Annotated in this window: 11 protein-coding genes; all 11 read right to left on the bottom strand. The window is 68.3% G+C overall.

What is annotated here, in order from left to right; translation table 11 throughout:
- Positions 1 to 220 precede the first annotated feature (220 nt).
- Complete coding sequence (locus tag ACZ4VA_RS38380) at positions 221 to 727, bottom strand: DUF6083 domain-containing protein (protein ID WP_468084583.1); 507 nt, start codon at positions 725 to 727, stop codon at positions 221 to 223.
- Between the two features lie 72 nt (positions 728 to 799).
- Complete coding sequence (locus tag ACZ4VA_RS38385; RefSeq protein WP_468084585.1) at positions 800 to 2,173, bottom strand: tyrosine-type recombinase/integrase; 1,374 nt, start codon at positions 2,171 to 2,173, stop codon at positions 800 to 802.
- Positions 2,170 to 2,364: a helix-turn-helix transcriptional regulator gene (locus tag ACZ4VA_RS38390; protein WP_129813863.1), complete on the bottom strand. Its 195-nt coding sequence runs from the start codon at positions 2,362 to 2,364 to the stop codon at positions 2,170 to 2,172. The genes ACZ4VA_RS38385 and ACZ4VA_RS38390 overlap by 4 nt, the downstream gene beginning before the upstream one ends.
- Positions 2,361 to 3,653: a replication initiator gene (locus tag ACZ4VA_RS38395; RefSeq protein ID WP_468084587.1), complete on the bottom strand. Its 1,293-nt coding sequence runs from the start codon at positions 3,651 to 3,653 to the stop codon at positions 2,361 to 2,363. Before ACZ4VA_RS38395 ends, ACZ4VA_RS38390 begins: the two co-directional genes overlap by 4 nt.
- Before the next feature lie 162 nt (positions 3,654 to 3,815).
- A complete protein-coding gene (locus ACZ4VA_RS38400; protein ID WP_468084589.1) occupies positions 3,816 to 4,061 on the bottom strand; it encodes a SpdD protein in 246 nt (81 codons plus the stop codon).
- Positions 4,062 to 4,086: 25 nt separating this feature from the next.
- Positions 4,087 to 4,281 (bottom strand): hypothetical protein, encoded by a 195-nt coding sequence (locus ACZ4VA_RS38405; RefSeq protein WP_468084591.1) that lies wholly within the window; start codon positions 4,279 to 4,281, stop codon positions 4,087 to 4,089.
- Positions 4,282 to 4,296: 15 nt separating this feature from the next.
- Complete coding sequence (locus ACZ4VA_RS38410) at positions 4,297 to 4,488, bottom strand: mobile element transfer protein (protein WP_468084593.1); 192 nt, start codon at positions 4,486 to 4,488, stop codon at positions 4,297 to 4,299.
- Positions 4,489 to 4,500: 12 nt separating this feature from the next.
- Complete coding sequence (locus ACZ4VA_RS38415) at positions 4,501 to 5,121, bottom strand: DUF2637 domain-containing protein (protein ID WP_468084595.1); 621 nt, start codon at positions 5,119 to 5,121, stop codon at positions 4,501 to 4,503.
- 84 nt (positions 5,122 to 5,205) lie between these two features.
- Positions 5,206 to 6,582 (bottom strand): FtsK/SpoIIIE domain-containing protein, encoded by a 1,377-nt coding sequence (locus ACZ4VA_RS38420; RefSeq protein ID WP_468084596.1) that lies wholly within the window; start codon positions 6,580 to 6,582, stop codon positions 5,206 to 5,208.
- Positions 6,582 to 6,938: an SCO3933 family regulatory protein gene (locus ACZ4VA_RS38425; protein WP_329326438.1), complete on the bottom strand. Its 357-nt coding sequence runs from the start codon at positions 6,936 to 6,938 to the stop codon at positions 6,582 to 6,584. The genes ACZ4VA_RS38420 and ACZ4VA_RS38425 overlap by 1 nt, the downstream gene beginning before the upstream one ends.
- 156 nt (positions 6,939 to 7,094) lie before the next feature.
- The coding region (locus tag ACZ4VA_RS38430) for a GntR family transcriptional regulator (protein WP_468084599.1) at positions 7,095 to 7,679 on the bottom strand (585 nt) is incomplete at its 5' end.

Raw genomic sequence — 7,679 nt, forward strand, 5'->3', positions numbered from 1 at the left:
CGGCCTCCGGAGCCGTGTGCGCAGGTTCGAATCCTGCCGGGGGCACCTTGCATGAGGTGCCCAAAGACCCCGTCACCAGCGGAAACGCTGAGGCCGGGGTCTTCGCGTATGTGCAGGCGTATGCGGCCCTGAGCAGCCCTATGACGGCCTCTGTGGACTATTTGTGGACAGGATCTTGGAGCGTCACCCCAGGTCAGACCACCGATTCAGCCGATGCCCATTATCCGGCGTCCGGCCACTCCTCGGGAGGGCTGGGCGGCTCGGGTTCGTTCAGACGCTCAGCCTGGCGCGCGTTCTCCCCACGCAGGCTCGTCAACCACGGCCACAGGTCGGGTAAGGCTTGTTCGGGACAGGCCAACCGATGCTCGATGCGGCACCGCTGGAACGGATCGGGAGGACAAACGCCGTACACCGTCACTCGCCCGTCAGACGTCTCGATCCACCGGCGCTCTGCCGGCACCATGTGGGCGAGCGGCGTCATGTCCGGCTCCAACAACACCCAGTCGTGTTCGAGCGTCGGGACCCGTTCCTGCGGCAGACCGCAGTACGGGCACGTCAGCCGTACCCCACCCAACCGGCGCGTCGACTTCTTTGCAGCCCCCATACAGCGAGGGTCAGCACTCCGCCCGTCGATGCGTAGAGGGCGAATCGGACGAGACTCCTGAGGCGCCCGCTCACCAGTGAAAGAGAAATCGACGCGACAGGTGTATCCAGCAACCAGAGGCATAGGAAGTATGGCCGGTACACGACGAAGCCCCCAACCCGAAAAGGCTGGGGGCTGTTCGCCGAGCGGTCCACCTCACTCGTACTCGCTCAAAAGGTCCTCGATCTTCCGGTTGGCAATCTCCTGGCGCCCATCGATGCATTTCGCATAGCGGCCAAGCAGGACCTCAACGCTGTTTCCTGCCCGCTCGGCCACCTCGGTCGGGTCTACACCTGAGTTGAGCCAGGTCGATAGAGCCGAGTGCCGAAGGTCGTACGGTCGAGCAGCAAGCGGCGATGCGACCGCGGCCGGCGAAAGGGCCAGCGCCCGAGCCTCCTGCCACACGCGGTAGTACGTCGACGAGCCGACCACTCCCCCGCGCTCATTCGTGAACAGCCGCCCGTCCTCAGCGGCGCCGAAGGCGTCGAGATGCTGCTTGAGAATGACGACGAGCTGAGGCGGAATCGGAACGAGCCGGACCTCCTCCGCAGGACGATTTTTGAGCCCCCGGTCATCGTGAGTCTCACCGGAGTCCGTCCACTGCTTGCCGACGCTGGGCCGCGTCCGGTTCAAAAGCGCCGTACCCCAGCCGCGTTCGGGAAGCTTCAGGTCCGCCTCGGTGAGTGCCACAGCCTCGGCCGGCCGGAAGGCTCCGTAGTACATGCAGGCAAACAGACCGACGAGCCGCCGACCCCGGGCCCGGCCGTACCCACCGATGTACGACACGGCCGTCAGCAGAGCCCGCGCCTGCTCGGGGTTGGCGACCACACGCGGGTCGACCTCGCCAGCAACCTTCGGCTTCTGCCACCGAATCCGGGTCACCGGGTTCTCTTTGAACTCCCCGAGGTCCACCGCGTAGTGCAGCGCATTGACCAGCGTTCGACGCTTGCGACGGACGGTCTCCGCGGACGCAGCAGTACCGTCGAGCTTCAGCCTCAGAGAGTCCAAGACCGCTCTCGCAAGGGCGGCCTCACCGAGGTCTGCCAAGGGCCGCGAGGCCTTCGACACCCAGCTCAGAGTGTTCGCGACGTCATCGGGCAACTCGCGCTCATCAGGCCCGGGGAGGACGAACGCCCAGTTTCGGAGCGTCTTCCTGATCAGCTCCTCGGACGGCTGACCCGGCCGGTCGTCCAAGAGAGCCATGGTCACCGCCGTCAGCGACTCGTTGATCCCAGTGCGCGTGTTGGGTGCAGCGTGGGGCCACTTCATTGCGAGGTACCGCAGAGCGAAGGCGTACCAGCTCATCGAAGCCGCTTTTTCGACCATCGAGTCAGGCAACCCGCTAGCCGTGTCGAACCCCTCACCACCGTGCGCGGCCTGGAGCAGTTTTGATCGGAAGTGATCCGCCAGCCCTTTGGTCCGGAACTGTTCCGAGAACACGTTCCCCGCAACGATCCACCGAACGTCATAGGACGACTTCTTCGTGTTCCGCTTACGAACGCCCCACACCTTCACATCGAGAGACTTCACGCCGCTGCCTCCAGCTTCCGCAGCCACGTCGTGAAATCACTTCGCCACACCCGGAGCTCTCCGTTGGGCAGTTTGAATGCCGCTGGCCCGAACCCCAACTCGCGCCAACGGTAAAACGTCCGGCGAGACACCCCACCCAGCTCGTCCAAGACCTGGCGCACGGTCATCAGTTCGTCGCGCTGCGAGTTCATGTCGGTTCTCCTTCCGTACCAAGGGCGGGTTCGAGGGATGCGGACAGCCAGGCTTCGGCCCCCGAGAGACCGGTTCCAGCGAAGGCCCAGTGCGCGAGGACGTACGTCGTCTCGGGCTCGTGCTCGGGCTGTGCGGCCGCCGCTTGAGCACGGCGCCAGTCCGCGCGGGCCGTGCGGAGGGCGCCAAGGGTGGTGGAGTATCGGCGGGACTTGGTGGAGAAGTGGCCACGGAAGCCGAGCATGTGAGCCCAGGCCCGGAGCCGGAGCTCTTCTAACTCCTTGCGGGCTCCGAGCGTCCAGGCCGTTCGGATCAGCCGGCGGGCATGCTCGCCGATGTCGAGCTGGGCCAGCTCGGCGAGGAACTTCAGCGGGCGGTCGAGAGCTCCCGTCGCGGTCTCAGCGCCCTTGGTCGCGTACTTGGCGATGTAGGAGGCGACAGCCCGCTCGGTCAGCTCCCGGCCGCCGTCGAAGTCGGCGGATCGGATAGTGCGTACGTCGAGCTGACGACCGAAGGTGAAGGTGTGCGGCCGCCCGTCGATGACCGGGCCGTCTACGCGCACGTGGGCAGCGGCGGCACCGATGGCGTCGGTGAGCAGTTCGGCGGTGGCCCAAGCCGGCGGCGCAGTTTCGCCGCCCTCGGGGCCGTCAATGCGGATGACGGCGTGAAAGTGGACGGCGCCGCGCTTCTGGTACTCGGCGACCTTGGCAAAAGACACCCGGGCGTACTGCCGGAACGCGCGCTGTGACAGTCCGGCCCGCTTGGCGACCTCCCGGCGGAGGTAGGTGGAAAAGCGCCGCCAGAGCGGACCGGCGTGCGCGTTCCAGAGCACAGCGGCGTCGTAGTCGTAGGTGTCGGGGTCGAGCGGGGTACCGAGTGCGGCATCGGCCTGGTCGTGGAGGACGCCGCAGCGGCAGCGACGGACCGAACCGGCCGGGCCGGTGGGGCGGTTGTGGACCGGGCCGAAGCTCGGTGCGGTGAAGGTGGCGAAGACACGGGGGTGCGCGGCGACGCGCTCAGGGATGCCCTTGCCTCCACGCAGTCCGGAGGTGATCAGGTGGAAGGTGTCGCGGCGGTAGACCTCGGCGCAGGCCGCGCAGCGCGTCGTGCGGCGGTTGTTGCAGCGGACCAGGAGGTGACCAGCCGGGAGCTCGGTGGAGTCGAGGCGGTGGAGGAGGTTGCCGATCTCTCCCGTGCGGGTGTTCACGTCGTATTCGGTGCGGTGGCCGTCGAGGCGGATGGGGTTCGTGCAGCCACCGAGGCTGGAGAGCTGGCGCAGGAGTGCGGGCATGGTGCCGAGCGCGGCCAGCTCTCCGAGTTCGGTGAGCGGGGGCGGGGTGGCGCGGGTGATGATGGGTTTCTCCTTCTGGCTTCGGTTAGGAGGGGTAGGGCCCCCGGGGCGGCGGATGCTTGGCGGTATCAAGGCCGTCCCGGGGGTCTCGCGTGCAGCGGCTCAGCGGCGGTACTGGTCGCGGAGCATCGAGCGCAGGACCACGGAGGCGATGGCCACGGAGATGGCTGTGACGGCGACGGCGGCCAGGAGCGCGGTCAGTACGACTCCGCCGGCGAGGACGGCCGCGACCGCTCCCGTGCTGATGGAGATCTGCGGTGCCGCACGACGTACGGGTGCCGGGTCGGCCGGAGTATGGGTGTGAGCGGGCAGCGGGGTCGGGTTGTCGGGGTACTTGGGCAGGAACACAGCGAAGGTCCCCTTATCTACTCGTCTAGTTATGTGAACGATTTATGACGTCCACGCCGGAGCGCGTGCCGGAGTCGATGGCCGGGGCCATGAAGGTGCGCGAGAGCAGGAAGCCGAACAGAGCGATCACGACGACGATCCAGGTGCGGACGCCGAGGAACTTGACCGCTCCCCAGGCGATGAGGCCGAGCACGAAAACGAGTGGCAGGCTGACGGTCACGGAGGTCAGGTCCTTTCAGCGGACAGGGCAGCGGTGGGTACGGGCGGCGAGTTCGGCGGCGGCGCGGCTGTCGTAGTCGGCGGAGAATCCGCAGCGCGGCGCGGTGCAGGCGGCGGTGTGCTTCTCACGGCCCCGGCCGTCGTAGGACGTGCCGACCTGGACGGGGCCGATGCGAGTGACAAAGCGGAAGCGGCGGTTGACGGTCACGCGGATCTCCTTTCAGAGCTGAGCGGCGATGGCGTCGGCCATGGGTGCGGGGACGCCGAGTCGGGCGCGGAGGGTCGGGGTGTCGATGGGCTCTCCGGTCCGCGTCCGGTGTTCCGCGGCGACCTTTCGGGCGTGGTCGACCAAGGCGGCCGGGACGGACACGACGGGCGGAGCGGGGGTCGGTTCGGGCACCGGTTGCGCGGGGAGCGCCGGAACGAGTTCGGACGCGTCCACCTGGTCCTCGATGCTCTCGGTGTCCTCGTGCGGTGACGGTGCCGAGTGGGCGAGGAGCGTTCCGCCGAGGAAGGCGACCGCGGGCCAGCCCGCGACGAGGATGCGGAGCCAGGCCGGGACCTGGTCCAGGTCGAGGAGCCCGGCAGTGGCGACGTTCGCGCCTAGGGAGGCGACCAGCGCGATGACGAACCAGCACCACCCGGCCGCCTTCGCGTCACCGGCCCGCAGTCGGCGCCATGCGGCGACGAGCAGTAGGTCGACCGAGATGGGATACGCCCACGCCTTCCACCCGTCCTGACCAGCCGCCGAGGCGACATCGTGCAGGTGGGCGAAGGACAGCGCGGCAGCGATGACCGCTTGGACGAGCACCGCGTCGACACGGGCCAGTTGGGCGCGCATGCTGCGGCTCCTTCCGGATTCAGGCATGGCAGGGGTAGGGACATGGCGCGAGAGGTCACGCCGGCCGGAGTGGAGGGAGAGGAATCAGTCGGTCACAGGGCGAGGCTGGACAACCGGGGCCGCAGACTCAACGGGCCGTACGGGCACGTCGGGCCGGAAGGGCTTGAGCGCGGGCAGGTCAGGCACCAGGTGCGCCGACTCCCGGCAGATCTCGGCGGCATCGCCGAGGGAGAGGTACGGCGTGCGGATGCGGGACCAGCCGCCGGAGGAATCGCCCGCGACGGCGAGACCGGGCCGCTCGGGTGCGATGGCGCAGGCGGCGGAGACCGCTTCAGGGGCAATGTCACCGAGGGCCATTTTGGCCGAGGCTTCGTCGTTGACGCGGTGGCAGACGCGGCCGGTCAGCTGGGCCCGGAGCATGGTCGCTCCCTTGCCGAGTTCGGCGCCGAAGCGCTGCCCGCACACCTCCAGGTAGATGCCGGCAGCGCGGCCGAGCTGGGCGAGCCGGATGAGCTGGGTGACCATCTCATCCCGCCGGTCCTCGTCCTTGCGCGTGGCGACGAGGAAGAGTTCGGCCACCTCGTCGACGAACAAGACGATGGGGACGGGGCGTTCGTTCTCTGGAAGCCCCCAGACGTCCGAAGTGATCTCCTCGTCTGGCGTGCCCGGGGCGAGACCCTGGCGTGCCTTGATCAGTTCGTACCGGTCCTCCATCTCTTGGATGAGCACGGGCAGTAGTTCGGCGGCCTGCTCGGGGTCGGTGGCGAGGGCGGAGAGTCTCGCCGCGAAGGGGGACAGTTCCACGCCGCGCTTGCAGTCGATGCCGACCAGGGCGACGGGTTGCGGGGCGAGTCCGGCGACGAGGTGGCGCAGGTACATGGACTTGCCGGAGAGCGTGGCTCCGAGGGTGAGTTGATGGGGAACGGTGCGGTAATCGCGTACGAACGGGGTGGCGTCCTCCCGCAGGGCCACGGGCACTTTGAGGAGCCCGGACGCGACCTTGCGAGGCATACGCGCACGCCGCAGTACGTCGAAGCCTACGAGCCGCAGTTCGACCACGCCCGGCTTGACGGTCGTGACGTACACGGCGTGAACCCCCCAGGCGTGCCGGAGCCGTTCCGCCGAGGCGGCGACGTCTGCCGGCTCCTGACCGGGCGCGAGCCGAAGGCGAAGGCGTAACCCGGTCGAGGTCGGCCGGATGATGCCTCGCCGCGGTGGTACGGGCCGAACTTCACGGCGGGTGGTGGCCTTGACCGCCAAGACCCGCAGCCGGGACGGAGCCACAGTCAGGCCGCACGCCTCCATGACCGAGTTGTACGAGCCGAGGAGCCGGGCCGTGGATATCGGGAGGCCGACCGTGGACCAGTAGACGCCGGGGTGCCTGGCCCGGGTGTAGGCAGCCCCGCCGCCTAGTGCGGCGACAGGACCACCCACCTCCAGGAGCGTTGTCAGGTCGGTCATCAGGCCGTGGCCCCCATGGCGGCCGGGAACATGGCCGGGGTGACGGCGGCGGAGCGGTAGGCGATGCCGTGCCGCTGCTGGCCGTTGAACACGCTCTCCCACGGCCGGGCCACGAGACCCGGCAGCGAGATCGGTGCACCGAGCGCGAGCCCCTCGGACACCCCGCTCTCGGGCACAGTGACCTTGATCAGAGAGGACTCCCCTTCCTCGATGTAGACGACGCCGATCGTCATCAGTGCCTCACCGGTGTTGACGTCCTTGGCGATCTCGCCGGTCTGACGGTCACGGACCTTGGGCTCGGGTGCCTCGGTCAGCAGGATCGTCGCGGCCGAGGTCTCCACACGGATGGTGCGCAAGAGTTCTTCCCATCTACTCGTCTATACAAGATGCAGTCTTCGGACCCGATCCTTCCGGGAATGAGGACTACCCTGCCACACAACTTGCCCACTCGTCTATACGAGTATGCCTGTTGGCGTGTACGAGTCCGAAGAAGTGGCCCCGCGCACCGCCTGTCAGGTCGCCGGGAGCTGGTAGGAGAGGACGTACGCGTCCGCCGCCATGACGGTGTCGCAGACCTCGACGGCCCGTCCCTCCGTGTCGTATGCGGTGCGGATCAGGTGAATCACCGGCACACCGGAAGCCAGCCGGAGTGTCTTGACCTCGGACGGCGCGGGCATCCGGGCGCGGATCTCCTCCTCGAAGTGGTCGAGGTGGTGTCCCAGCTCCTCAAGTCGGGCGTAGATGCCGCCGGGGCCGGGGTTCGGTTCGACGATCTGCGTGCCGCGCGCGATGTCGAGCGGGAGGTACGAGGTGGCGAACTCGACCGGTCGGCCGTCGAGCAGGTACCGGCGCCGGCGGGCGAGCACGCGCCGTACGGATCCGAGTCGGGTGGAGATGTCCTGACTGGCCTTCTCCTCCTTGACCTCAAGGCTGTCGACCTGGGGGTGACTGCCCGCGGCGTCCGCCTCGACGATGAACGCGGACTTCCCCTGTTCGCGGTGGCGTCGGGCGAACCGGTCGGAGGCCAGCCGGCGGACGGGCGGACGCGGCCGGACGAAGACGCCTTTCCCATGTTCGGCGGCGACCAGGCCCTCGCC

Source organism: Streptomyces sp. NPDC028308 (assembly GCF_055565855.1).